Origin of the sequence: Mycolicibacterium vaccae NBRC 14118 = CIP 105934, assembly GCF_001552715.1 — a bacterium.
Taxonomy (GTDB): domain Bacteria; phylum Actinomycetota; class Actinomycetes; order Mycobacteriales; family Mycobacteriaceae; genus Mycobacterium; species Mycobacterium vaccae.
This window is the reverse complement of sequence record NZ_BCRS01000102.1, coordinates 1-22,485: the sequence shown is the minus strand read 5'-3', so window position 1 is coordinate 22,485 and position 22,485 is coordinate 1. Positions and strand designations below refer to the sequence as shown.

Genomic DNA, 22,485 nt, shown 5'->3' with positions numbered 1-22,485 from the left:
GGCCCGTGCGCGGGCCGCCGAGCTCGCCACCGGCCGGGTGGCCGCGCCGGTGTGCGCCCGGGCAGAAGAGTTGCGGGCCATGGGTTTCGACGTGTCCGGCCGCCGGGTCGGGGAGTGGGTGGTCGAGGAACAGTGGTGGGCGCAGCGGCGTCAACAATTGGTGACGGCCGTGGCACGGTGGTCGGCTGCCCACGACATCGCGGCCGGCGTCCCGATGGAAGAGCTGCGCCGCGAGATCGGCCTGCCCGCTGTCGAATTGCTGGCGCCGCTGGTGGCCGGCACCGGGCTGGAGCTGGCCGACGGCCGGGTACGCCGGCCCGGTGACCAGCTCCCCGAACGCGTGGACAAGGCCGTCCGGACGATCGAGGAGCGGCTGGCCGCCGAGCCGTTCCGCGCGCCGGACGCCGACGAACTCGCCGACCTGGATCTGGGCGCGAAAGAACTCGCGGCCGCGGTACGGGCAGGACGGCTCACCAAGGTGGCCGACGGTGTGGTGCTGGGGCCGTTCGTCGTCGATCAGGCAACTCAAGTGCTGCAACGACTTCCGCAGCCCTTCACTGTCACTGAAGCCAAGCGGGCATTGAACACCACCCGCCGCGTCGCCGTGCCGCTATTGGAAATGCTTGCCCATCAACGTGTTACACGAAAAGATCCCGATGGGACCCATCGCGTGACGGGGTGAGGCAGCTCACTGTTGTGGTAGCGTGAGGGTCGGAGCGCCGGGAAGCCTGGTCGGCATGTCTTGTCAACATGCCCGAAAGGTTTATCTGTGCAAAGCGATCTGATGCTTCCTCCCTCCGCGACGGAGCAGCTACCCCGTAAGAGGATCTCGCAACTCGGCGATGTCCTGCGCCAGGACGTCGTCGGCGGCCTGCTCCTGCTCTTGGCGGCGGTGGTGGCGCTGGTGTGGGCGAACTCCGGGGGGTCAGAGCATTACCACGATCTGCGGGCCTGGAAGTTCGGTCCGGAGTCTCTGCATCTGAACTTGTCTCTGGCTGCCTGGGCCGCAGATGGTCTGTTGGCGATCTTCTTCTTCGTCGTCGCACTGGAACTGAAGCGCGAGTTCGTGCACGGCGAGCTGCGGGACCTGCGCCGCGCCGCGGTCCCGGTGATCGCCGCGGTCTGTGGCATCGCCGTCCCGGCGCTGGCCTACGTGGCCGTGAACGTCGCCGCGGGTTCAAACATGCTCGACGGGTGGGCCATTCCGGCCGCGACTGACATCGCATTCGCATTGGCCGTGCTCGCCGTCATCGGACGTAACCTGCCGTCGAGCCTGCGGATCTTCCTGCTCACCCTCGCTGTCGTCGATGACCTGATCGCCATCACCATCATCGCCGTCGTCTACACGAGCTCGTTGAGCTTGCCGCCCCTCGTGGCGGCGGTGGTGCCTCTGGCGTTGTTCACCTGGCTGGTCCGGCGATACCCGACGCGGTGGTGGCTTCTGATCCCGGTCGCACTCCTCACGTGGGGGCTGGTGCACGCTGCGGGTATCCACGCCACGATCGCCGGTGTCGCGCTCGGCCTCGTGGTGCCGGCCGCACAGTGGTGTGAGCGTTACGAACATGCCGTGCGGCCGATTTCGGCCGGGTTCGCCGTGCCGGTGTTCGCGTTCCTGGCCGCGGGGGTGACCGTGGGCGGGTTGTCCGGACTGACCGGTTCGCTCACCGAACCGGTGACGCTCGGCATCATCGCCGGTCTGGTGCTCGGCAAGTTCGTCGGCATTGCCGGGATCACGCTGTTGGTCAAGCGCTACACCCGTGCCGCACCCGACCTGCATCCGGTCGACGTCTGTGGGATCGCCCTGCTGGCCGGAATCGGATTCACCGTGTCCCTGCTGATCGGCGACCTGGCTTTCGACGAAGGCGCGGTCTCCGATCAGGTACGGATCGGTGTGCTGACCGGTTCACTGATCTCGGCGTTGTGCGGTGCGGCGATCCTGGCCATCCGCAACCGGGCCCATCGGCGCATCGTCGCTGGCACTCACTGAGCGGTGTCGGGCCGCTCCCGATCTTTGCGGGAGGCGCGCAGCGAACCGGGGTGGGCCTTGGCCGTCGGATCCTTGCGCGTCTTGATCAGGCTGGCGACGGTGACGATCGCGAGGATTCCGATGATCACGACCAGGCTCAGATAGGTGTTGATCTCCGGGATGCTCGGGTTGATGTCCACGTGCGCCCAGTGCAGTATCAGCTTGACGCCGATGAAGGCCAGGATGATCGACAGTCCGGTCGACAGGTACACCAACCGGTCCAGCAGACCCTTGACCAGGAAGAACAACGCGCGCAGGCCCAGCAGCGCGAACGCGTTCGCGGCGAACACGATGTAGGGCTCGCTGGTCACGCCGAACACCGCGGGGATCGAGTCGAGCGCGAACAGCAGATCGACGCTGCCGATCGCGATGAGCACCGCCAGCAGCGGGGTCGCCACCCGGCGGCCGTTGCTGCGGGTGAACAGCTTCCCGCCGTCGTACTCGTCGCTGATCGGGATGAACCGGCGGGTGGCCCGGATCATGATGTTGTTCTCGACGTCGGGGTCCTCGTCGCGATGCCGGAACAATTGGACCGCGGTGTAGATCAGCAGCAGGCCGAACAGCAGGAACATGAACGAGAACAACGACAGCAGCGTCGCGCCGACCGCGATGAAGATCGCGCGCATGATCAGCGCCAGGATGATGCCGAACGTCAGCACCTTGTGCTGATGCTCCTCGGGCACCGCGAAGGTGGCCATGATGATCACGAACACGAACAGGTTGTCGACCGACAGACTCTTCTCCACGACGTAGCCCGCGAAGTACTGCGTGCCGAAGTCCCCTCCGTAGGTCATCGCGAACCACACGCCGAAGCCGATGGCCACCAGGATGTAGAACACCGACCACGCCGTGGCCTCCTTGAAGCCGACCCGGTGCGGCCGCGCCGCCGCCAGAATCAGGTCGACTGCGAGCAGTGCGACGATCACGCCGATCGTCGCCGCCCATGTGACCGCGCTGATGTCGAGCATTCCTTGCGACTCCCCACTGTCCGGTTCGGCCGTGATTCCTTTGTACCGATACGTCTGCACGGATAGGTCGCGGCGGTGAGTGGGTATGCCGGGAGCGCAACCGACGAAGGAGACGTGGTGACCCAGCCCGACCATGCGGAGAACACCGGCGACAACCTGCGGCACGCCGCCGACGTTCAAGAACAGGCGCGCACCGATCAGCGCACCGAGGTGGCCGACGGGCAGTCCGCGCCCGTCGACGGGCTGCCGGATTTCAACACGTAGGTTCGACCGGTCGTTGCGGGGTACTCCGCGCCGGAAAGCCGTATGGTCGATTCCGGGCGGAAAGGGTGACGGTGGACTTCAAGAACCTGCTCGCGTCGTGGCCGGTGTACCGGCAACTCACCGGCGGTGACAAGCTCGGCCGCGGCAAAGCGGCCCAGTCGCCCCGCAGCCTCACGCTGACCCCGCGCACCGCCGAGGCCGACCGCGTCGCGCATTCGGTGTGCCCGTTCTGCGCCGTGGGCTGCGCGCAGAAGGTCTACGTCAAGGACGACAAGGTCATCCAGATCGAGGGCAACCCCGACAGCCCGATCTCGCGCGGCCGGCTGTGCCCGAAAGGTTCGGCCAGCACCCAACTGGTCACCGGTCCGCAGCGGCTGACCAAGATCCGCTACCGCGCCCCGTACGCCACCGAGTGGCAGGACCTCGACCTCGCCACCGCGATGGACATGGTCGCCGACCGCGTGCTCGACGCCCGCGCCAAGAGCTGGCAGGACTTCGACAAGGACCGCCACACGCTGCGCCGCACCATGGGCATCGCCAGCCTCGGCGGCGCCACCCTGGACAACGAAGAGAACTATCTGATCAAGAAGCTGTTCACCGCGCTGGGCGCCTTACAGATCGAGAACCAGGCGCGTATTTGACACAGCGCCACGGTTCCCGGTCTGGGGGCCTCCTTCGGTCGCGGCGGGGCGACGGACTACCAGCAGGATCTCGTCAACTCCGACTTCATCGTCATCATGGGCTCCAACATGGCCGAAGCCCATCCGGTCGGGTTCCAGTGGGTGATGGAGGCCAAGACGCGGGGCACCGGTGTGGTGCACATCGATCCGCGGTTCACCCGCACCAGCGCGCTGGCCGACCGGCACGTGCCGCTGCGCGCGGGCAGTGACATCGCGTTCCTCGGCGGGGTCATCAACTACATCCTGAGCAACGAGCTCGACTTCCGGGAGTACGTCACCGCCTACACCAATGCGGCGTTCCTGGTCGACGAACGCTTCGCCGACACCGAGGACCTCGACGGGCTGTTCTCCGGCTACGACGACGCCAGCGCGTCGTATGACCCGTCGACGTGGCAGTACGAGAGCACCGACCCCGAACACGGTGGCGCGGAGGCGAAGGAGGAGAGCACCGCCTACGAATCCGGCTCGGGTGGGCCGCCGATCGAAGGGGCCGCCGGCGAGATCCCCAGCGACCCGACACTGCAGCACCCGCGCTGCGTCTATCAGATCCTGAAACGGCACTACGCCCGCTACACCCCGGAGATGGTCGAGCGGGTGTGCGGCATCCCGGCCGAGGTGTTCCTCGACGTGGCCCGGAAATGGACGCAGAACTCCGGGCGGGAGAAGACCGCCGCGCTCGTGTACTCCGTTGGCTGGACCCAGCATTCGATGGGCGCCCAGTTCATCCGCACCGGCGCGATCATTCAGCTGCTGCTGGGCAACATCGGCCGTCCCGGCGGCGGGGTGTTCGCGCTGCGCGGCCATGCCAGCATCCAGGGCTCGACCGATGTGCCCACGCTGTTCAACCTGCTGCCCGGCTACCTGGCTATGCCCAAGGCCGGGCAGGAGACACTGGCCGACTACCTCGACGACATCAAGGGCCGCAACCAGAAAGGGTTCTGGCACAACGCCGACAGCTACATGGTCTCGCTGCTCAAGGAGTACTGGGGCGAGCACGCGACCGCCGAGAACGACTACTGCTTCGACTACCTGCCACGCATCAACGGCGACCACGGCACCTACCGCACCGTGATGGACATGGTGGACGGCAAGGTGTTCGGGTACTTCCTGGTCGGGCAGAACCCGGCCGTCGGGTCCGCGCACGGAAGGCTGCAGCGGCTCGGGATGGCCAACCTGGACTGGCTGGTGGTGCGCGATCTGGTCGAGATCGAGAGCGCGACGTTCTGGAAGACCGGGCCGGAGGTGGAGACCGGCGAGGTCACCCCGGAGACCTGCCGCACCGAGGTGTTCCTGTTCCCGGCCGCCAGCCACGTCGAGAAGTCCGGCACCTTCACCCAGACCCAGCGCATGTTGCAGTGGCGTGAGCAGGCCGTGGAACCACCCGGAGACGCGCGCAGCGAGCTGTGGTTCTTCTATCACCTCGGCCGGATCCTGCGTGAAAAGCTCGCCGGTTCAACGGATGAGCGTGACCGCCCACTGCTGGACCTGTGGTGGGACTACCGGCTCGACGGTGACGAACCATCCGGGGCGGACGTGCTGCGCCGCATCAACGGCGTCAACCTGACCACCGGACGGGCCGTCGACAGCTACCTGGAACTCAAACCCGACGGCTCCACCGCGTGCGGCTGCTGGATCTACAGCGGCGTGTACGCCGACGAGGTGAACCAGGCTGCGCGCCGCAAGCCGCACACCGAGCAGGGGCCCTACGACAACGAGTGGGGCTGGACCTGGCCGATGAACCGGCGTGTGCTGTACAACCGCGCGTCGGCCGATCCGCAGGGCCGACCGTGGAGCGAACGCAAGAAGCTCGTGTGGTGGGATCCGGAGAAGGGTGCCGAGGGGGAGTGGACCGGCTACGACATCCCCGATTTCGAGAAGACCAAGCCGCCGGACTACCGGCCTGCCCCGGGCGCGGTCGGGGTGGAGGCGCTGCGCGGAGACGACGCGTTCATCATGCAGGCGGACGGGAAGGGCTGGTTGTTCGCGCCCAACGGCGTGGTCGACGGGCCGTTGCCCACGCACTACGAGCCGCACGAATCTCCGGTGCGCAATCCGCTGTACCTCCAGCAGGGCAACCCGGCACGCAAAGTGTATGGGCGAGAGGACAACCCGTCGAACCCGTCCTGGCCGGACGCGCACGGCGACGTGTTCCCGTTCGTGTTCACCGCGGCCCGGCTCACCGAGCACCACACCGCGGGCGGGATGAGCAGACAGCTGCCGTACCTGGCCGAGCTTCAGCCGGCACTGTTCGTCGAGGTGTCCCCGGAACTCGCGCGCGAGCGGGGGCTGACGCACATGGACTGGGCGCACGTGGTGACCAGCCGCGCCGCCGTCGACGCGCGGGTGTTGGTGACCGAGCGGATGCGCCCGCTCCGGGTGGAAAACCGGGTGGTGCACCAGATCTGGATGCCCTACCACTGGGGCAACGCCGGTCTGGTGGACGGCGACGTGGTCAACGATCTGCTCGGCGTGGTGGTCGACCCGAACGTGTTCATCCAGGAGAGCAAGGTCGCCACCTGCGACATCCAGCCCGGCCGCCGACCGCGTGGTCCGCTGCTGCTGGAGTACCTGCGGGCCTACCGGGACCGCGCGCAGATCACGCCCGACACCGGCACCGTTCTCGACACCACTCAGTCGTCGCATCACCACACCGAGGAGACGCCATGAGCCGCAACAGTTTCTACGGACCACTGGACGACGTGGCAGGCGATGCCGGCTATGACGAGCACCCGCCGCGGGTCGGGTTCTTCACCGACACCTCGGTGTGCATCGGCTGCAAGGCCTGCGAGGTGGCGTGCAAGGAGTGGAACCAGGTGCCCGTCTCGGGAGACGGGGACGGGTTCAACCTGCTCGGCATGTCATTCGACAACACCGGTGAACTCGGCGCGAACTCGTGGCGGCATGTGGCGTTCATCGAGCAGCCCGCACCCGAGCCCGTCGAGCTGGGCATGCCGGGTTTCGACCGTCCCGGTGACGCGTCAGGCGCGGAGACCCGGCAGGACTTCCGGTGGCTGATGTCCTCGGACGTGTGCAAGCACTGCACCCACGCCGGGTGCCTCGATGTATGCCCGACGGGCGCGCTGTTCCGCACGGAGTTCTCGACTGTCGTTGTGCAGCAGGACATCTGCAATGGCTGCGGGTACTGCGTGTCCGGGTGCCCGTACGGGGTGATCGAGCGGCGGGAGGGCGACGGCCGGGCGTGGAAGTGCACGCTGTGCTACGACCGGCTTCACGACGGGCTGGAGCCGGCGTGCGCGAAGGCGTGCCCGACGGACTCCATCCAGTTCGGAGTGCTCGACGAACTGCGCGAGCGGGCCGCGCTGCGCGTCGAGGAGCTGCACGAGCGCGGAGTGACCGAGGCGCGGCTCTACGGCCACGACCCGAACGACGGCGTCGGCGGGGACGGCGCGTTTTTCCTGCTGCTCGACGAGCCCGAGGTGTACGGACTGCCGCCGGATCCGGTGGTGCCGACCCGCGACGCGGGGGCGATGTGGCGCTACGCCGGGATTGCGGCGTCCGCGCTGGTGGGGGTTGCGGTGTCGGCGTTCGTGGGCAAGCGATGAGCGCTTGCGCGAAGAGCAGAGGATGGCGATGAGTTCGGCTGAGCAGACCCGGAAGCGGCGGCGCGGCAGCGACGACACCGCGGTCCCGCCCGCGGAGTTCCGTTCGTACTACGGCAGGCAGATTCTCAAGACGCCGGTGTGGAACTGGATGATCGCGGCGTACCTGTTCACCGGGGGTCTGGCGGCAGGCTCGTCGCTGCTGGCGGCGGGCGCCGACCTCACCGGGCGCCCGCGGCTGCGGAAGGTGTCCCGGCTCGGTGCGCTGGGCAGCCTGCTGGCCAGCATGTACTTCCTGATCGCCGATCTGGGCCGGCCGGAACGGTTCCACCACATGCTGCGGGTCGCCAAACCCAGCTCGCCGATGAGCATGGGCACCTGGCTGCTCGGCGCGTTCGGGCCGGGGGTAGGCGTCGCGGCCGTCGCCGAACTGATGCCGGCCCGGATACGTCGATCCCCGTTGGGCCGCTTGGTGTCCCGGCTGGCCCGGACGGCGGGTCTGGAGGCCGCGGCCGTGGCGCCCGGGGTCGCGTCGTACACGGCGGTGCTGTTGTCGCACACCGCGGTCCCGGCCTGGCACGAGGCCCACCCGTACCTGCCGTTCGTGTTCACCGGGTCGGCCGCGGCCAGCGGCGGTGGGCTGGGCATGCTGCTGGCCCCGGTGTCCGAGAGCGGACCCGCACGGCGGATGGCGGCGACCGGCGCAGTGCTCGAAGTCGCGGCGGCACGCACCATGGAACGGCGGTTGGGGCTGGTCGGCGAGGCCTACACGACGGGCCGCGTGCACACCGTGCGTCAGTGCGCGGAAGTCCTGAACGTCGCCGGCGCGGTCGGCGCGGTGGTGTCCGGGCAGCGCCGTTGGGCGGTCGCGCTGTCCGGGGCCGCGCTGCTGGCCGGCAGCGCGTTGCAACGGTTCGGCACCTTCGAGGCCGGTGTCGCGTCCACGAAGGACCCGAAGTACGTGGTGGTGCCGCAGCGCGAGCGACTCGACGCCGCTGACGACTAACCCCGCGGTTTCGGGGAACAGACGCCCTGTGGAATTCGAATGTGCAGTGGTCGGCGCCGGCGCCGCCGGTCTGAGCGCCGCGCTGGTGCTGGGCCGGGCCCGCCGGACGACCATGGTGATCGACAGCGACGCCCCCAGTAACCGGGCCGCACCGGCGATCGGCGGACTGCTCGGCTACGACCGGCGGCCCCCCGACGAGCTCTACGCGGCCGGGCGCGCGGAACTTCGCGAGTACCCCACGGTGGAGTTCCGGCGTGGCGAGGTCCGCAGCGGCCGTGCCGTCGACCGCGGATTCGTGCTCGACATCGACGACGGCACCGAGGTGCGCGCCCGGCGGGTGCTGCTGGCGACCGGGATGTCGTACTGTCCGCCGCAGCTGCCGGGCCTGGCCGAGCTGTGGGGCACCACGGTGTTCCACTGCCCCTTCTGTCACGGGTGGGAGGTGCGCGACACCAGGCTCGCGGCGCTGGCCGCTGGGGAGCAGGGGCTGCACACCGCGTTGATGCTGCGCGGCTGGAGCGATGACGTGGTGCTGCTGACCGACGGCCGCGCGGAGTTGACCCCCGACGACCGGCGGCTGCTGCAACGGGCCGGCGTGAGCGTCGACGAGCGGCGCGTGGTCGAGCTGATCGGGGCCGACGGCCGGCTACAGAGCATCGCGTTCGCCGACGGTGACCGGCTGGACCGGGACGCACTGCTGGTCGAGGCGCCGGTGCGACAACCTTCGCCGTTGGCCGCCCAGCTCGGCGCGACGTGCACCCCGGGGCCGCTGGGCACCGAACCACTGACCGTCGACGAGATCGCCCGCACCAGCGCGGGCGGGGTGTTCGCCGCCGGGGACGTCTGCACCGAACAGCCGCACATCGCCGGGGCGATCGCGACGGGGTCGCAGGCGGCGATGATCATCGTCCAGAGCCTGCTGGCCGACGAGGTCGGACTGCCGTATCCGCCGGGGTAGATTCGCCCGATGGCCGACGCGGTGTGGGAGCTCGACTCGTCGGACGGACAGTTGACGGTGATGACGGCGGTGGCCGGTCCCGCGTCGAGAGTCGGGCACCGGCTGACGATCGCCATGGGCTGGCACGGCACGGTGGAGTGGGCCGACGAGCCGGTGGCGGTGGAGCTGACGGCCGACGTCGGCAGCCTCGAGGTGCTGCGCGGCGACGGCGGTGCGACCCCGCTGTCCGGGCCGGAGAAGGCGCTGGTGCGGCTGAACGCGTTGAAAAGCCTTGATGCAGTGCAATTCCCGCACATCCGGTTCCGGTCCGACGAGGTCGAGCGGGCCGCCGACGGGTACCGACTGGTCGGCACGTTGGAGATCCACGGGGTGACCCGCGACCACACGATGGACCTGACGGTGGAGCATCGCGACGACAGCGTGCGGGTGTCGGCGCAGGACTCGCTGCGGCAGTCGGACTTCGGGATCAAGCCCTACTCGATGATGATGGGCGCGCTGAAGGTCGCCGACGAGGTGCGGGTCTGCTTCGACGCCGAGCTCGCCCCGCGCGAGTGAGGCACACGCACGCTGACCCCGGCGGCTACTCGGGGTCGCGCACCGCGAGGTAGTGCCGAGATACCGGGATCCCGTCGGTGTAGCTTTCCACCCGCTGCTCGATCAGCTGATCCTGCCCCGTGAGCCGCATGTGGTGCTGGTGCATGTGCTCGCCCCAGGAACGCACCACGAACGTCTCCACGAACGTGCACTCCTCCTCGACACTGCGGAACAGCCGCCACGACGACGCCCCGGTGCGCTGACGGGAGCGGCCCAGCGCCGCCATCACCGACAGGAACCCCGCCTCGTTCTCCGGCGGGACGCGATAGGAGGTGAGCACCAGCACCGGACCGTCCAGCGGCTCGGGTTCGAAGACCAGCGTCGGCTCGGGCCAGTGCGCCGACGGCGTCAGGTCGAGGTTGCCGGTGCCCGCGTGCAGCGGCATCCAGATCGAGGTCAGGGCGCAGACCACCAGCAGGCCCACGCTCACCAGCAGGCTGGTGACGCTGGTGGTGGCGCCGGCGAGCAGACCCCACAGCAGCGACCCGACGGCCTGCCCGCCCATGAAGATCAGCTGGTACACCGACAACCCGCGGGCACGCACCCACGCGGGCAGGCTGAGTTGCATGGCGGCGTTGAGCGTCGACAGCGTCAACAGCCAGGCCGCACCCCCGATCACCAGTGCCGCCAGCACCACGGCGAAGTGGTGCACCAGCGCCAGCACCGCGGTGGCCGCCGCGAACCCCGCCGCGCCCGCGGTCAGCAACGCGTTCTGGCCGAAGCGGGATCGCAGCCGCGACAACACGAACGCGCCGAGCACGGCGCCGACGCCGAGCGCCCCGAGCAGCACCCCGTAGCCGGTCGAGCCCAGGCCCAGCTGGTTGGCCGCGATGACCGGAAGCAGCCCCCACAGCGCGCTGGCCGGCGCGATGAACAACAACGTCCGCAGCAGGATCCGCCGCACGATCGGCGAACTGCGGATGAACCTGCCCCCGGCGCTGAGCGCGGCCAGGGCCCGCTCGGGCGGGTAGTCACGCTTCTCGGCGGGACGGTGCCAGGCGATCAGCACGAACACGATCCCGACGAAGGACACCGCGTTGAGCGCGAACACCGGCGCCGGGCCGGCCAGCGACACCAGCGCGCCCGCGATGGCGGGCCCGACCGCCCGCGCGCCGTTCATGCTCATGCTGCCCAGCGCGGCGGCGGCCGGAATCTGTTCAGGCGGAACGAGGTCGGGCTGGATCGCCTGCCAGGCCGGCGCGGTGAGCGCCTGTCCGCACCCGATCACGAACAACATCAGCAGCAGCAAGGTCGGCGTGGTCAGGCCGACCCCTGTCAACACCGCGAGCAGACCGACCCCGGCGGCCATCGCACCCTGGGTGGCGATCAGCAGCCTGCGTCGGTCGACGAGATCGGCCAGCACCCCGGACGGCAGCGCCAGCAACATCACCGGCAACGTGGTGGCCGTTTGCACCAGCGGGACCAGGACCGCGGCGTCGGAACTCTCGACCAGCATCCACTGGGCGCCGACGGTCTGCATCCAGGTGCCGAGGTTGGAGACGAACTGCGCGATCCACAGCGCGCGGTAGACCGGAGATCTCAGCGGCGCCCACGTCGAGATCGGCTGTGCAGATGTCATCCACCGCTTCCCGTCTGTGGCTACCTGGGCCACTGTAGGTCCGATCGAGGCGCCCCACTGTCGGTACCCGCTTGCGGGGTCCCGCCCCCAACTGATTTCCGGACATCCGCCGGGACCGAAGCGCGTAGCGCGGTACGTGCGCCGTCGTCGCCGGGCAGGGCGACGCTCGAGGACAGAGAGGTCCCACTGTCCCCAATGCCGCCGTAGCGCTGAAACCGGAGGCCGGCATGAGAGATCATGAGGTGGCCCTTTCGCCTGTCCGGGCGACGTGGGCACGGGATCGGCGATCGTGATGAACTCTGCGGTCACAATGGATGCCCACGCTTCTCGGGCGTGGGCGCGACGGTATGCCCGCACCACGCCCGGCGTGGTGGTGCTGATCGCCGTGGCAGTGGCGGCCGTCGGTCTCGCCGCCGGGTTGGCGTCTGCCGCCGCCCTCGACGATCGGATCAACCGGCAGCAGGCGGTTCTGGCGGAGTTGGAGCCGGTGGCCTACGCGGCGCAGAACCTCTATGCGGCGTCGTCGGCGGCCGATGCCGCCGCCGCGACCATCTTTCTGTCCGGAGGCACCCAGACCCCGCTGATGCGGGCGCGTTACCAGCAGGCTCTGGCCGGGGCGGCAGGGGCGCTGGCCGACGCGACCGCGGGTGCACCCGATGTCGCGAGCCGCACGTCACTCGCCGAGGTGTCGGCGCACCTGACCACCTACACCGGTCTGGTGGAAGCCGCTCGCGCCAACAACATTCAGGGCTTCCCGATCGGATCGGCGTACCTGCGCGAGGCGTCGTCGCTTATGCAGACCAGACTCCTGCCCGCCGCGGAATCGGTGTACGCCGCCGACCTGGCCCGGGTCGACGAAGCCCAGCGCGGTACCGCCGCCCTGCCGGTGCTCGGCCTGGCGTTGTGGGCGGCGACCCTGGTGGTGATCGGGGTCGGCTCGGCGGTGTTGTCCCGCCGGACCCACCGCCTGTTCAACATCGGGCTGGTGTCCGCGGCGGTGATCGTGCTGGTGGTGATGGTCGGCGTGGTCGGCGCGGTCCGCCTGGCCGGTGACGACATCGCACGTGCGCGTGCCGAGGGAACCGCGAGGTTCGGCGCGCTCGCCGAGGCCCGCATCCTGGCCCAGCAGGCGCGCACCGAGGAGACCCTGCAACTGATCACCCGCGGCGACATCACCGCAGGCGAGGCCGCGTTCTACCACCGCATCGACGAACTGCGCGCTCTCGTCGGAGGGGGCGCCCCAGCGGTCACCGAGGCCCTCGACAGCTGGGTGGACAGCCATCGCCGTCAGGTCGAGGCCTACCGCACCGGTGACTATCCCGCCGCGGTCGACCAGGCGCTCGGTATCGATCGGCGTGCCTCGGGCGCGCAGTTCGCGCTGGTGGAATCGGCGCTGCGCGAGGCGATCGAACAGGCCCGCGGCACCATGCGCGGATACGTCGCCGGCGCAGCCCGCTATCTCGGCTGGACGCCCACGGCCGTGCTGGGATCGACCATCGCCGTGATCGCGGTCGCGGTGGCGGGGCTGTGGCCGCGACTCAAGGAGTTCCTGTGAGCGCCCGGACCGCCGCGGTGGCGGTCGCGGTGGCTGTCACCGTCGCGGCGTGCGGTGCGTCGGCCACCCCGCCGCCATCGGTGTCGGTCGCACCGGTGCCGGTGCGCCCCGCCGGGGCGCAGGAGATCACGGCTCCGCCGGTCACCGCGGTGGCCGATTGCGGCGATCCCGAGGCCAGCCTGCGTCCCGGACCGCTGCCCGGAGCCGGCGCGATGCCCGCCGGGTCCACCATGGCCCGGATCCAGGCCCGGGGGCGGCTGATCGCGGGGGTCGATCAGAACACGTTCATGTTCGGATTCCGGGACCCGCGGTCCGGTCAGCTCGAAGGTTTCGACATCGACCTCGCCCGGGAGATCGCGCGCGCCGTCTTCGGGGCACCCGGGCGGATCGAACTGCAGGTGGTCGATGCCGGTCAACGTGAGCAGGCACTGCAGTCCGGCCGGGTCGACGTGGTCGTGCGGACCTTCTCGATCACCTGCGAGCGCAAGCAGAAGGTCGGGTTCTCCACCGTCTACTTCTACGCCAACCAGCGCATCCTCGCCCGTAAGGGGTCGGGAATCACCGGCGCCGCAGACCTTTCCGGAAAGCGGGTGTGCGCCGTCGCGGGGACGACGTCACTGGCGCGGATCTTCGCGCTGCGGCCGGGGCCGACGCTGATCGGGGTGACGAGCTGGACAGACTGCCTGCTGATGCAGCAGCAGGGCCAGATCGACGCCATCAGCACCGACGACGTCGTCCTGGCCGGGCTGGCCGCCCAGGATCCCGACGTCGCCGTGGTCGGTGCCAGCCTCGGCGTCGAGCCCTACGGCGTCGGGGTGCGGCGGGGCGACGACGACATGATCCGCTTCGTCAACGGGGTGCTGGAACAGATCCGGGCCGACGGCACCTGGGAACGGCTCTACGCATCATGGCTGCGCAGTCTCGGACCCTCGCCCGGTCCGCCGCCGGCACGGTATCAGGACTGACCATGGACCGAACCGTCGGCGTGGCACGCGAAACAGATTCCGGGGCAACCGAAGTCGGGGCACCGACGTCGACGTTCGCGTCGGTGTCGGCACCGCGGTCGCGTCCCGATCCGGGGCGGCGTCCGCAGTCCGGTGGCGGCCGCGGCCGGCTGGGCGCCGGCGTGGTGACCGTCCCCTCCGTGCCCCGCGGCGACCCCGCCGACGCGGTCCTGGCCGATCCCCGGGTGCCCGAACATCAGCGCTTCTGCGGAAACGTCGACTGCAACCAGCCCGTCGGCCGGTCACGCGACGGCATCCCGGGGCTCACCGAGGGTTTCTGCGGCGCCTGCGGCACGCCGTTCTCCTTCGTTCCCCGGCTGTCCCGCGGCGAGGTGGTCGGCGGCCAGTACGAGGTGCGCGGTTGTATCGCCCACGGTGGGCTCGGCTGGATCTATCTGGCCACCGACCGCAACGTGCACAACCGGTGGGTGGTGCTCAAGGGCCTCGTCCATTCCAGCGACCCGGCCGCGATGGCCGCGGCGGAAGCCGAGGCACTCGCGCTGGCCGAAGTGGAGCACCCGAACATCGTGCGGATCCACAACTTCGTCAACCACGCCGATGCGAACGGCACGGCCGTCGGCTACATCGTGATGGAGTACGTCGGCGGCATCTCGCTCAAACAGATCCGCAACGCGCGCAACGGTCCACTGCCGCCGGCCCATGCCGTCGCCTACATCGTCGAGATCGCCCCCGCGCTGGGGTACCTGCACGATCAGGGGCTGGCGTACTGCGATTTCAAACCCGACAACGTGATGCAGGCCGACGAGCAACTCAAGCTGATCGACCTGGGCGCCGCCGTGGCCATGGACGACGTCGACTGCGTCATCTACGGCACCCGCGGCTTCCAGGCACCCGAGATCGCCCACACCGGACCGACGGTCGCCAGTGACATCTACACGGTCGGGCGCACACTGGCCACCCTGGTGGCCGACCTCCCGCGCAGTACCGTCCAACTGCCGGGCCGTGCCGAGGTACCGGCTTTCGCCGAGCACGAGTCGCTGTACCGCGCCGTCGCGCGGGCCACCGAGGCCGACCCCGCGCGACGGTTCCCGTCGATCACCGAACTGGTGGACCAACTGACCGGGGTGCTGCACGAGATCGCCGCCGCCGACAGCGGGAGCGCGAAACCCCGGATCTCCCGTCACTTCAGCCCTCAGCGGGCGATCTACGCCGCCGGCGCGGACGCCCCGCCGGCACCGGCCTCGGTGATCGCCGCCCTCGCGGTGCCGCGGGTCGACCCCGCCGATCCCGGCGCCGCCCTGCTCGCCACGACCAGTGGGACCCCGCCGACACAGTTGGAACAAACCCTGCAGTACGCGATGGGCGGCTCGACGCCGTTGCGCGCCTCCGTGGAGATCCCGCTTCGGCTGGTGCGCGCCGCGTTGGAGATCGGGGCCGCCGCCGACGCCCGTCGGCGGATCGGCGAACTGGCCTCGGTGATACCGGAGGACTGGCGGTTGTTGTGGTACCGCGGCCAGTGCAGCCTGTTGGACGGCGACTTCGACGCGGCAGCAGCCGATTTCGACCGGGTGCTGGACCAGCTGCCCGGCGAGCTCGATCCGAAGCTGGCGCTGGCGGCGGCCGCAGAGCTGCGCGGCGACCACGACGTCGCCGCCCGCCACTACACGACGGTGTGGCGCACCAGCCACACGTTCTACAGCGCCGCGTTCGGTCTGGCCCGGTACCGGGCCCGGTCAGGTGACCGCGCCGGCGCGGTGCAGGTACTCGACCAGATCACGCCTGCCTCGGCGCATTTCACGTCGGCCGGGACAGCGGCGATCGACGTGCTGCTGGCCGCACCTCCCGCCGAGGCATTGGACGAGGACACGCTGCGCGACGTCGACCGGCGCACCTGTGCGTTGGCGCTCGAGTCGACGGCCAGACGTGCACACGTGCGGCTGAAAGTGTTCGAGGCCGCGCTGGACTGGCTCGCCGCCGGGCACACACCGGGTACCACCCATCTGCTCGGCGCCGAGTTCGACGAGGCAGGGATCCGCACCGGCATGGAACAGTGCTACCGCGCGCTGGCCCGCGAGACCACCGACCTGTGGGAACGCGTGGCGCTGGTCGAGCGGGCCAACACCGTCCGCCCGAGGACCCGGCTGTGACCGCCATGGAGCACCCCGAGGACGCGATGACCACACCGGTCAACCGCGAGTTGGCCTATGCGCGACAGCAATTGGCCGCCACCCGGGAGATCCTGGCCGCTCTCGGCCGCGACGCCTCCGACCCCGGGGCCGTTCTCGACACCGTGCTGCAGTACGCCACCCGGCTGTGCGGTGCGACCGCGGCGCAGTTGTTCATCCGAGACGGCGACGTCTACCGCCTGTCCCGGGTCTCCGGCAAGACACCCCAGGACTACCGCACCCACCTGACCGAACATCCGATCACCGCCAACCGGAGGTCCACGGTCGGCCGCGCCGCCGAGGACCGGCGCACCGTCCAGATCGCCGACGTGCTGGACGACGCGGGCTACGGACGCCTGGACCTTCAACGCCTGACCGGCTTCCGCACACTGATGTCCACACCGATGATGGTGCAGGACAGGGTGATCGGGGTGCTGTCGCTGTGGCGTACCGACGTGGCGCCGTTCAACGCCAGGGAACGCCGGGTGCTCGAGGAGTTCGCCGTCCAGGCCGCGATCGCACTCCATCAGGTGGACCTGCTGCGCGCACTCGAGATCCGCGGTCACGAGCTCGCGGACAAGGTGACCCAACTGGAGGCGCTGCGGGAGGTGGACAACGCGATCGGTTCCACCCTCGACCTCGACGAGGTGCTCGAGCAGACCGTCACCAACGCGGTGCGACTGGCCAACCTCGGGGTGGGAGACCTCACGCCGACCACCGACGGCGGGTCGATCCTGGAATACCACGAGGCGACCGACTCGTACGATCTGCGAGGAACATCCGGCCTCGGTCCCGCGCTGCTGGAGCGCCTGCACACCGTCGCCGTCGACGCCGATTCGGCCCTGGTCCGCCATCCCGTCACCACCCGGCGGCCGTTCGAGGTCCCCGATCTCGAGCAGGCCGACCGCGACGACGTTCTCGACATCCTGCTCGACGACGGGTGGCAATCGGTGCTCGCGATACCGCTGACGCACGGCGACAGCACGATCGGCGTGCTGGTGATCCACCGCAGGGACGCCGGCGGGTTCCCGCCCGACATCGTCGAACTGCTAGAGACCTTCGCAGGCCAGTCCGCGCTGGCCGTCGTCAACGCCCGCCTGTACCGCGAGCTGGAGACCAAGTCCCGCGAGCTGGAGATCGCCAGCAACCACAAGTCGGAGTTCCTGGCCAGTATGTCGCACGAACTGAGGACACCGCTGAACGCGGTGATCGGCTTCTCGGAAGTGTTGCTGGACCGCATGTTCGGCGAGATCAACGAGCGGCAGGAGGAGTACCTGCGCGATATCTGGAAGTCCGGTCGCCACCTTCTTGAGCTGCTCAACGAGATTCTGGACCTGTCGAAGGTGGAGGCCGGCCACATGACGCTCGACCCGGTGGTCTTCGACGTCGGCGCGGCGATCGACTACACCTCGGCGATGGTCCGCGAACGCGCTGCGGCACACGACATCGCACTGTCGGTCGAGGTCGCCGACGACGTCGGCGCCGTCGTCGCCGACGAGCTGCGCTTCAAACAGGTGGTGCTGAACCTGCTGTCCAACGCGGTCAAGTTCACCCCCGACGGCGGCCGGGTGTCGGTGCGTGCCTACCGGCTCGACGCCGATCTCGTGGTCACGGTGACCGACAACGGGATCGGCGTCTCGCCGGAGGACCGGGACCGGATCTTCGACTCCTTCCAGCAAGGTCACCGGGGACCCGCCAAGGAGGAGGGCACCGGCCTGGGGTTGACGCTGTCGAAGCGGATCGTCGACCTGTTCGCCGGCCGGATGTGGCTGCACAGCGTGGTGGGGGAGGGAAGTACGTTCGGGTTCTCCATTCCCGCGCCCCGGCCGTACTCGCCGACGGCCGTGGCGCCGGCTCGGGGCGAGTTCCCGGTGCTCCTTCTCGTCGACGACGACCGGGCGTCGCTGGAGCTGATGAGCGCCTATCTCGACGACGCACCGGTGCAGGTGCTCCGGGCATCCGACGGGGTCGAAGCCCTCGCGATGCTGCGCGCGGTGGCGCCCAGCGCGGTGGTGCTCGACATCCTGCTGCCCCGCCTGGACGGATGGGAGGTCCTGCGTGAGCTCAGAGCCGACCCGGCCACCGCCGACGTCCCGGTGGTGATCGCCTCCGTCGTCGACGACCGGGCCCGCAGCGGCGCGGCCGGCGCAGACGTCCACCTGCTCAAGCCGGTGAGCCGGGACGACCTGCTGGGCGCGCTGCACGCGGTCGGCGTTCGGGTGGAACCCGTTCGGGGTGAGGGGAAACCGTGATGGACGAGCCGGTGACGGTGCTGGCGGTCGACGACCAGCCGGTCAACCTCCGCCTGCTGGACGCGGTGCTGACGCCACGGGGGCATCGCGTGGTGCGGGCGGCATCGGGAGCCGAGGCGCTCGACGCGCTGAAGGCAGGCGACATCGACATCGTGCTGCTCGACGTCGTGATGCCCGAGATGGACGGCTACCAGGTGTGCCGCCAGATCCGGTCGGACCCGGCCACCGGGTTCCTGCCGGTCGTGATGATCACCGCCAGCGGCAGCGAGCAGCGGCTGAACGCCCTCCTCGCCGGCGCAGACGATTTCGTCACCAAACCGTTCGACCAGGCCGAACTGCTGGCCCGGGTGGCGTCGCTGGCCCGGATCAAGCGTTACCACGACACCGTGCGCCGTCAGGCCGACGAACTCGCCGCGTGGAACGCCGAACTGGAGAGCCGGGTCGCCGCACAGGTGGCCGAACTGGAGCGGACGAACAGGTTGCGCCGTTTCCTGTCACCGCAACTGGCCGACCTCGTGGTCTCCGACGAGCACCTGTTGGAGAGTCACCGGCGCGAGATCGTGGTGCTGTTCGGGGATCTGCGCAACTTCACCCCGTTCGCCGAGACCAGCGAGCCCGAGGAAGTGATGGGCGTGCTGGCCGAGTACCACCATGCGATGGGTGCACTGATCCACCGGTACGAGGGCACGCTGGAGCGTTTCACCGGCGACGGCGTGATGGTGTTCTTCAACGACCCGGTCCCGTGCGCGGACGCCGTCGAGCGTGCCGTGCGCATGGCACTGCAGATCCGCGATGCGGTGACCGAGTTGGCCCGTGGATGGCGCAGGCGGGGACACGATCTGGCGCTGGGCATCGGCATTGCACAGGGATTCGCGACGCTGGGCCGGATCGGCTTCGAGGGCCGCTTCGACTACGCGGCGATCGGCAGCGTCACCAACCTCGCCGCCCGGCTCTGCTCGGACGCCGGGCCGTGGCAGGTGCTGGTGACCGACCGCGTGCTGGCCGCGGTGGAGGACAGCGCCGTCGCCGAACCGGTCGGCGAGGTGCAGCCCAAGGGTTTCAGCAAGACGGTATGCGTCCACAACATCCGTGCCATGAACTGAGGTGACCACATGACCGATCTCGAAACCGCCCGCCGCACATTGGGTCAGCTGGATGACGAGCAGCGTTACCGGGCGTTCGACGACCTGCAGCTGGCGATGCGTCCGGCATGGGATTCCATCCAGAAGAACCTGGCCGACGAATCGGTGGTGGTGGTGCCCTCGATCCGCGTCGAGCGCACCACCGCGGGCAGCGCCACGGTCACGCAGGCGCTGGAGGAGCGGGCACTGTTCCTGCTCCTGCTGCTGCGCCAGCCGCGGTTACGCATGATCTATGTGACCTCGCAGCCGATCCCGGAACCCGTCATCGAGTACTACCTCGGCCTGTTGCCCGGGGTGATCCCCAGCCATGCCCGCGCGCGGCTGACACTGGTGGCGGTCGGCGACGCGTCGCCGATGTCGTTGAGCGAGAAGCTCCTGGCGCGCCCGCGACTGCTGCACGAGATCCGCGAGCTGATCCCCAACCCGGCGCGATCCCATCTGATCCCGTACAACACCACCGCGCTGGAACGCGATGTCGCGCTGTCGCTGGGGATCCCGATGTACGGAGCGGATCCGCGGCTGATCGAGTTGGGCAGCAAGACGGGATGCCGACGGATGTTCGAGGAGTGCGGCGTGCGGTGCCCGGTCGGTGCGGAAGACCTGCACACCGTCGACGACATCGTCGCCGGGGTGCAGCACATGCGTCGGCGCCGGCCGTCGCTCACGCTGGCGATCGTGAAACTGAACGAAGGAGTGTCGGGCGCGGGCAACGCGTCGCTGGATCTGGTCGCGCTGCCGGAACCTGGTGCGCCCGACGAGGCGCGCGCGATCGCCGACCGGGTGCGCGCCCTGGTGCCGGAGAGCGTGGCGCTGTCGGTCGACGCCTACCTCGCGGCCTTCGAGAAGAACGGCGGGATCGTCGAGGAACGGATCTGCGGCGCGGCGCTGGAGAGCCCGAGCGTGCAGATGCGGGCGTTGCCCGACGGCACCGTCGAGTTGTTGTCCACCCACGACCAGGTGCTGGGCGGCGCCACCGGCCAGAAGTACCTCGGCTGTGTGTTCCCGGCGAACCCGGCCTATGCGGCGAGCATCGCCGAGCCGGCGATGGTGATCGGGCACCATCTCGCGCAGCTCGGTGTGCTGGGCCGGTTCGCCGTGGATTTCGTGGTGGTGCAGGATGATTCGGGAGGGTGGACCCCGTATGCGATCGAGCTGAACCTGCGTAAGGGCGGCACCACCCATCCGTTCCTGACCCTGCAGTTCCTGACCGGTGGCCGCTACGACGGTGCGCGCGGGGTGTACCTCACCCCGGAAGGGACGGCCAAGTGTCTGGTCGCGACCGATCACCTCGAAGACGACCGGCTCAAGAGCCTCACCGTCGCCGACCTGTTCGATGTGGTGGCCCAGCACGGCCTGCACTTCGACCAGTCCCGGGGCACCGGTGTGGTGTTCCACATGATCACCTGCATGACCGAGCACGGCCGCGTCGGGATGACCGCGGTCGGCGACAGCGCCGAGGGGGCGTGGCAGATCTATCAGCAGGCCGAGGCGGTACTGCTGCGTGAGGCGGAACTGGCGCTGCGCGAAGAGGCCGTGATCGGGCTGCCGGGTTGACCGGGGCCCGTCGTCAGTCCTGCCGAAGGCGTTGTGCCACAGCGCCGTAGCGCTCGAACGCGTCGGGGTCAGAGGCGGCGTTGTAGAGCACCACGCGTGTCGCGATCCCGCCATACCTGGCGGCCAGCGCGTCCGCGAGACCGTCCCATGTCGATTCGGTCGCGAAGGTCGCGATGTGGTCGTCGGTGATCTGCGCCGCCATGCCCGGATAGTCGCCGGCCTTCTGCTTCTCCCTGATCCGCGCCGTCGTCCCCTCGAATCCCGCCTCGTCCCAGATGAACGCGTAGTTCGGCGTGCTCCCGTAGAAACTCATGGCGGCGCGCACCGACTCGCGTTCTCTGTGCCGCTGTTCGTCGGTGTCGCCGACGATCGTCATCACCGGAACGATCACGTCGATGTCCTGTGGCGCCCGGCCCGCTCGCTGCGCCCCCTCCGCGAGCTTCGGCACCACATGCCGTGCGAGGTAGCCGGGTTCGCCGAGCGGATGCACGTGGATGCCGTCGGCGACCTCACCCGCCATCCGTAGCATCCACGGATTCACCGCGGCGACGTCGACCTTCGGATCGGGCGCGTCGATCGGTCCGGGACTCCACTGCGGGGAGATGAAATCGAGCTCGTAGAACTCGCCGTGATGGTCCAGGGTGCCCGTCCGGAACGCGTCGAAGCACGCCTTCACCGCCTTCACGTAGTCGCGCAGGCGTGGTCCGGGATGCTCGAACTGGGCGCCGTAGCGCCGCACCACGTGCGTGCGGACCTGCGTCCCGAGCCCCAGCCGGAATCGGCCGCCGGTCGATTCCTGAAGTTCCCACGCCGTGGCCGCGGTCACGAAGGGACTGCGCGGGAACGCCACCGCGACGCCGGTCGACAGGTCCAGGCCGGGCGCGGCCTGCGAGGCGACCGCGGCGTTGAGGTACGCCGTCCGCCCGGTCTCGGTGAACAGCAGACCGGAGAATCCTGCCGCCTGCGTGCGCCGGGCCAGCTCGGCGGTCTTGGTCAGCGGCTGCGGGGTCGTCATCACGTCGACGTGCACGACCCGAACACTACGTCAGCGCAACACCGATGGAGGCCGAGTCAGCGGCGATGCCGCAACGTCTCGGTGGGAGCGGACGGATCCACCTCGCGGCCCGGGCGAGGACCCCGCGGGTGGGCCCGCGCGGTGCGGGCCAGTCGCGGCGCCCGCATCGGCGTCGTCGGCGCATGGGCGGTGACGCCGGACG

The 22,485-nt window shown here is 69.6% G+C and carries 17 protein-coding genes; 14 read left to right on the top strand and 3 right to left on the bottom strand.

The features are described 5' to 3' along the window. Window positions 1-682: SelB domain-containing protein (locus tag MVA01S_RS18970; protein WP_174538965.1), on the top strand; the 682-nt coding region annotated here is incomplete at its 5' end. 87 nt (window positions 683-769) lie between these two features. Continuing rightward, window positions 770-1,987 (top strand): Na+/H+ antiporter NhaA, encoded by a 1,218-nt coding sequence (gene nhaA / locus MVA01S_RS18965; protein WP_003929730.1) that lies wholly within the window; start codon window positions 770-772, stop codon window positions 1,985-1,987. Here the strand turns inward: nhaA and MVA01S_RS18960 are convergent. Next, window positions 1,981-2,994, bottom strand: a complete 1,014-nt coding sequence (locus MVA01S_RS18960) for a TerC family protein (RefSeq protein WP_003929729.1) — start codon at window positions 2,992-2,994, stop codon at window positions 1,981-1,983. The genes nhaA and MVA01S_RS18960 overlap by 7 nt on opposite strands. Window positions 2,995-3,111: 117 nt before the next feature. On the opposite strand from MVA01S_RS18960, the gene MVA01S_RS31360 reads away from it, so the two are divergent. The 6 genes from MVA01S_RS31360 to MVA01S_RS18930 all read left to right on the top strand — a co-directional run bounded on the left by MVA01S_RS31360 (window position 3,112) and on the right by MVA01S_RS18930 (window position 10,017). Next, window positions 3,112-3,258 carry a hypothetical protein gene (locus tag MVA01S_RS31360; protein ID WP_157895604.1) on the top strand — a complete coding sequence of 49 codons (147 nt, stop codon included), beginning with the start codon at window positions 3,112-3,114 and terminating at the stop codon, window positions 3,256-3,258. A gap of 71 nt (window positions 3,259-3,329) precedes the next feature. Then, a complete protein-coding gene (gene fdh, locus MVA01S_RS18950; RefSeq protein ID WP_086006034.1) occupies window positions 3,330-6,605 on the top strand; it encodes a formate dehydrogenase in 3,276 nt (1,091 codons plus the stop codon). Then, the gene (locus tag MVA01S_RS18945) at window positions 6,602-7,501 is read left to right on the top strand and encodes a 4Fe-4S dicluster domain-containing protein (protein WP_003929725.1); all 900 of its coding nucleotides are present in this window, start codon (window positions 6,602-6,604) and stop codon (window positions 7,499-7,501) included. Before fdh ends, MVA01S_RS18945 begins: the two co-directional genes overlap by 4 nt. A gap of 22 nt (window positions 7,502-7,523) precedes the next feature. After that, on the top strand, window positions 7,524-8,504 hold the full coding sequence (nrfD, locus tag MVA01S_RS18940; RefSeq protein WP_003929724.1) for an NrfD/PsrC family molybdoenzyme membrane anchor subunit: 981 nt from the start codon (window positions 7,524-7,526) through the stop codon (window positions 8,502-8,504). 28 nt (window positions 8,505-8,532) lie between these two features. After that, entirely contained in the window at window positions 8,533-9,462 is a 930-nt protein-coding gene (locus tag MVA01S_RS18935; RefSeq protein ID WP_003929723.1) for an NAD(P)/FAD-dependent oxidoreductase, read from the top strand. Between the two features lie 9 nt (window positions 9,463-9,471). Beyond that, window positions 9,472-10,017, top strand: coding sequence for a YceI family protein (locus tag MVA01S_RS18930; protein ID WP_003929722.1), 546 nt, complete (start codon window positions 9,472-9,474; stop codon window positions 10,015-10,017). Between the two features lie 25 nt (window positions 10,018-10,042). Here MVA01S_RS18930 and MVA01S_RS18925 read toward each other — a convergent pair whose 3' ends face one another. After that, a complete protein-coding gene (locus MVA01S_RS18925; RefSeq protein ID WP_003929721.1) occupies window positions 10,043-11,635 on the bottom strand; it encodes an MFS transporter in 1,593 nt (530 codons plus the stop codon). Window positions 11,636-11,945: 310 nt separating this feature from the next. Between MVA01S_RS18925 and MVA01S_RS18920 the strand changes: the two genes are divergently transcribed. From MVA01S_RS18920 to MVA01S_RS18895, 6 genes are read left to right on the top strand one after another with little or no spacing between them, the layout of a single operon-like run. Then, the gene (locus MVA01S_RS18920; protein WP_255251711.1) at window positions 11,946-13,190 is read left to right on the top strand and encodes a GlnX family signal transduction membrane protein; all 1,245 of its coding nucleotides are present in this window, start codon (window positions 11,946-11,948) and stop codon (window positions 13,188-13,190) included. Continuing rightward, the gene (locus tag MVA01S_RS18915; protein WP_003929719.1) at window positions 13,187-14,155 is read left to right on the top strand and encodes a glutamate ABC transporter substrate-binding protein; all 969 of its coding nucleotides are present in this window, start codon (window positions 13,187-13,189) and stop codon (window positions 14,153-14,155) included. Before MVA01S_RS18920 ends, MVA01S_RS18915 begins: the two co-directional genes overlap by 4 nt. Before the next feature lie 2 nt (window positions 14,156-14,157). Next, entirely contained in the window at window positions 14,158-16,302 is a 2,145-nt protein-coding gene (locus tag MVA01S_RS18910; RefSeq protein WP_003929718.1) for a serine/threonine-protein kinase, read from the top strand. A gap of 5 nt (window positions 16,303-16,307) precedes the next feature. Further along, window positions 16,308-18,572, top strand: coding sequence for a GAF domain-containing protein (locus MVA01S_RS18905; protein WP_110765589.1), 2,265 nt, complete (start codon window positions 16,308-16,310; stop codon window positions 18,570-18,572). Next, the gene (locus tag MVA01S_RS18900) at window positions 18,572-19,675 is read left to right on the top strand and encodes an adenylate/guanylate cyclase domain-containing protein (RefSeq protein WP_003929716.1); all 1,104 of its coding nucleotides are present in this window, start codon (window positions 18,572-18,574) and stop codon (window positions 19,673-19,675) included. The genes MVA01S_RS18905 and MVA01S_RS18900 overlap by 1 nt, the downstream gene beginning before the upstream one ends. Before the next feature lie 9 nt (window positions 19,676-19,684). Further along, window positions 19,685-21,268 (top strand): peptide ligase PGM1-related protein, encoded by a 1,584-nt coding sequence (locus MVA01S_RS18895; RefSeq protein WP_003929715.1) that lies wholly within the window; start codon window positions 19,685-19,687, stop codon window positions 21,266-21,268. A 13-nt stretch (window positions 21,269-21,281) separates the two neighbouring features. Here MVA01S_RS18895 and MVA01S_RS18890 read toward each other — a convergent pair whose 3' ends face one another. Continuing rightward, window positions 21,282-22,298 (bottom strand): TIGR03617 family F420-dependent LLM class oxidoreductase, encoded by a 1,017-nt coding sequence (locus tag MVA01S_RS18890; RefSeq protein ID WP_003929714.1) that lies wholly within the window; start codon window positions 22,296-22,298, stop codon window positions 21,282-21,284. Window positions 22,299-22,485 lie beyond the last annotated feature (187 nt).

Bases quoted from the DNA above. Each gene is read 5' to 3' on its own strand.
- nrfD (WP_003929724.1), top strand. From the start codon at position 7,524: ATGGCGATGAGTTCGGCTGAGCAGACCCGGAAGCGGCGGCGCGGCAGC.
- MVA01S_RS18905 (WP_110765589.1), top strand. From the start codon at position 16,308: ATGGAGCACCCCGAGGACGCGATGACCACACCGGTCAACCGCGAGTTG.
- MVA01S_RS18945 (WP_003929725.1), top strand. From the start codon at position 6,602: ATGAGCCGCAACAGTTTCTACGGACCACTGGACGACGTGGCAGGCGAT.
- MVA01S_RS18900 (WP_003929716.1), top strand. From the start codon at position 18,572: ATGGACGAGCCGGTGACGGTGCTGGCGGTCGACGACCAGCCGGTCAAC.
- MVA01S_RS18930 (WP_003929722.1), top strand. From the start codon at position 9,472: ATGGCCGACGCGGTGTGGGAGCTCGACTCGTCGGACGGACAGTTGACG.
- MVA01S_RS18895 (WP_003929715.1), top strand. From the start codon at position 19,685: ATGACCGATCTCGAAACCGCCCGCCGCACATTGGGTCAGCTGGATGAC.
- MVA01S_RS18925 (WP_003929721.1), bottom strand. From the start codon at position 11,635: ATGACATCTGCACAGCCGATCTCGACGTGGGCGCCGCTGAGATCTCCG.
- MVA01S_RS18960 (WP_003929729.1), bottom strand. From the start codon at position 2,994: ATGCTCGACATCAGCGCGGTCACATGGGCGGCGACGATCGGCGTGATC.
- MVA01S_RS18920 (WP_255251711.1), top strand. From the start codon at position 11,946: ATGGATGCCCACGCTTCTCGGGCGTGGGCGCGACGGTATGCCCGCACC.
- MVA01S_RS18910 (WP_003929718.1), top strand. From the start codon at position 14,158: ATGGACCGAACCGTCGGCGTGGCACGCGAAACAGATTCCGGGGCAACC.